2 protein-coding genes are annotated in these 3,008 nt (G+C 72.1%); one reads left to right on the top strand and one right to left on the bottom strand.

The window, feature by feature from the left end:
* Positions 1–63 precede the first annotated feature (63 nt).
* Complete coding sequence (locus ABZ885_RS38415) at positions 64–2,193, bottom strand: RICIN domain-containing protein (protein WP_360199420.1); 2,130 nt, start codon at positions 2,191–2,193, stop codon at positions 64–66.
* A 364-nt stretch (positions 2,194–2,557) separates the two neighbouring features.
* Between ABZ885_RS38415 and ABZ885_RS38410 the strand changes: the two genes are divergently transcribed.
* A partial coding sequence (locus tag ABZ885_RS38410; protein ID WP_360199418.1) for a substrate-binding domain-containing protein occupies positions 2,558–3,008 on the top strand: 451 nt, incomplete at its 3' end.

The raw sequence follows: 3,008 nt of genomic DNA, 5'->3' as shown, positions 1-3,008 counted from the left end.
ACGGCCGGGGCGGCCCGGGTACGGCGACAGTGCGGCCGCGGAGCCGGGGGAGCGCGGGGGCGGTCAGGAGAGCAGCGTCCAGGCCTGCCCGGCCGCCGATCCGTCGGGCCGGCTGAGCACGACGGGGGAGGTGGCGGCGGCCTGCGGGGCGTCGAGGACGAGCCCGGTGGCCACGTTGGTGATGGTCAGCGCGCCGGTGGCGGTGTTCTGGACGACCCGCCACTTCTGGTAGGTGCTGTTGGGGTCGTAGCCGTTCAGGACCCAGGCGGGGCCGCCCGGCGCGGCCGGGCCGGTCAGGGTGCCGTGGTTCTGGGTGCCGGTGGCGCAGTTGTCGGTGATGCGGACGGTGCCGTCGGGGTTGGCGGCGAAGTTCCACTGCTCCGAGGTGTGCGTGCTCCACCAGGTGTTGACGTCGGTGACCGAGCCGTCCGGGGCGCTGCAGGTGCCCCGGACCTCCAGGGTCTGGCCGCCGGTGCCGCCCGCGCCGAGGCCGTGGTAGCGGCCGTCGCCGATGACGGTGGCCGGGACGGTGGTGGGCAGCGGCTTGAGCCGGTACAGGGCGACGCCGTGCGGCTCCACGGTGGCGGCGAGCGTGCCGGTGATGTTGCCGCCGGCGCCGGTCCACAGCTCCTTGGCGGAGTAGCCGGGGCCGGTCAGGCCCAGGTCGGCGAGCGTGGTGGAGATGCTCCGGTAGGCGGCCGGGTCCTGGTTGACCAGCAGGACGGCGGTGTCGCCGTCGGCGAGGCGGCGCTTGAGGACGACCGGCGCGGTGCTGCTGTTGGGCGGGTTGCCGACGAGGGTGGCGGGCTTGGCGAGGGCGTCCTGGTCGATCGCGATGACGTCGGTGTTCTTGTAGACGGCGAGCTGGTCGGCGGTGATGCCGGTGGACCAGGTGAGGCCGTCGCGGGTGTGCACGGAGTCGGCGGCGGTGCGCAGGTCGGCGCCGGAGATGAGCGGGGAGGCCATCATGGCGAGGATCGACATCTCGCTGCGCGACTCGGTGAGGCTCATCGGCTTGTGGCAGGTGCAGGTGTCGGTCACCCCGTACACGCCGTAGGGGTTCTGCCAGCCCGCGAACATCATGTCCATGTCGTTCCAGCTGCCCGGCCGGACGTTGCCCGGGTACTGCAGTGCGGTCTGCAACTGCCCGTTGTGGAGCACGCCTTCGAGGTCCGGTCCGCGGTCGCCGCCGATCCGGCACAGGTTGGCCACCTGGCCGCACCACACCCCGGTCGGGGCGTAGCCGGGCGCCTGGCGGGCGGGCGTGCCGGCCGCGACGACCACCGGGTCGGTGCGGGCCGGGTCGTCCCCCGCCAGCAGGTACGGGACGCCGGTGTGCACCGGCTGGGCGGAGACGCTGAGGGCCACCCGCGGGCGGCCCTGGGCGGCGGAGGCGGCGTCGAGCGCCTGCTGGAAGTCGCGCACCCGGGCGTACATGGACCGGGTCAGCTCCCGTCCCTCGCCCTGCGTCCAGTAGTTGTGGCCGTCGGGCCCGATGATCTGCGGGCCGTACGGGCAGTCGTCGTACTTGACGAAGTCGACGCCCCAGGCGACGAAGTCGGCGGCGTCGGTGGACTCGTGGCCCAGGCTGCCGGGCCGGCCCTGGCAGGTGGTGTAGGTGTCCGTGGCGTACAGGCCGAACTTCATGCCCTTGCTGTGCGCGTACCAGGACAGGTACTGGATCCCGTTCAGGGTCCGCCCGTCGACGGTGTGCGCGGGGAAGCGGCCCGGGTCGGGGACGAGGTGGCCGGTGGTCAGGTCGAACCCGGTGCCGTCGGTGCCGCTGACGGGGTTGCGGTTGGCGTCGTAGAGCTGCATCGCGCCGTCGGCGTTCTTGACCAGGTCGGTGGTCTGGCCGTCGCGGTGGCCGAGCGACCAGCCGTCGTCGATGGTGACGGTGTTGTAGCCGGCCTGGACCAGCCCGTTCGCGGCCATGAAGTCGATGGTCTGGACGACCTCCTGCTGGGTGACCCCGGTGCCCAGGGTGTTCCAGGAGTTCCAGCCCATCGGCGGGGTGAGGGCGAGTCCGTTGTCCAGCGCGGCCGCGGGCGTGGCCGCGCCGAGGACGACGGTGCCGAGCCCGGAGGCGGCGAGGGCCAGGGCGACGAGCGCGTGGGAGGCGCCGCGGGACAGGCGGCGGGACGGGCGGCGGGGCCGGTGACCGGGCAGGGCTGGGCGCGTGCGTGGACGCATGGGCACTCCAAGGTGCGCAGGTGGGGTGTGGGGGATCGGCAGCCCGCTGGGGGAGGGCAGTCCACTGCCGTTTGTTTCTGTTTGAACGCCCAACAGAAAGCAACGCAGCATAGACACACGCCGGAGCCGCACTCAAGTGCCGTGCACGGAACTGCCGGTGACGCCGGATCGGGCCCGGTGGCGCAGTGGTGGCACGGCGGCGGCCCTTGCGTGCCGTGGTGCGTCACAGGTTGATCTCGGTGCGACAAGTGGCTTGACGAGAGGTCTTTACGGCATGTGATATTTCACATCGCGTTGAAACGCGTTCGTTTCTGATCACATATCGCACAGCTGCGCTCAGCCGCACAGAGGAGCGTTTTCCCCCATGATCCGAAGCACCAGCGGCCGCGCCGCCGCCGGCGTCCTGCTCACCCTCGGCCTGACCGCCACCGCCTGTTCCACCGGCCAGGAGTCCACCACGGGCGCCTCCTCGGTCGCCCCGGTGAGCGGGAAGGTCTCCATCACCTACCTGCAGAAGCAGGGCGACCAGGAGTACTTCGTCGGCGAGGCGGCCGGGGCGAAGGCGAAGGCCGCCGAGCTCGGGATCGACCTCAAGGTCGTCAACCTCGGCAACGACGCCAACAAGACCGTCAGCGAGGTGCAGGCGGCCGTCGCCCAGAAGACCAACGGCGTGATCGTCGTCGTCCCCGACCCGGCGGTCGGCCCGCAGGTCGTCCAGACCGCCCGGGACGCGAAGATCGCGCTGCTCACCTCCGACGACCAGGTCTGCTCCACCGGCCCGGACCCGGCGGTCTGCGCCAAGGCCGACCTCGTCC

This window comes from Kitasatospora sp. NPDC047058 (assembly GCF_040643935.1).
Taxonomy (GTDB): Bacteria; Actinomycetota; Actinomycetes; order Streptomycetales; family Streptomycetaceae; genus Kitasatospora.
The sequence above is the reverse complement of the archived record's forward strand: the minus strand, read 5'-3'. Positions and strand labels throughout refer to the sequence as shown.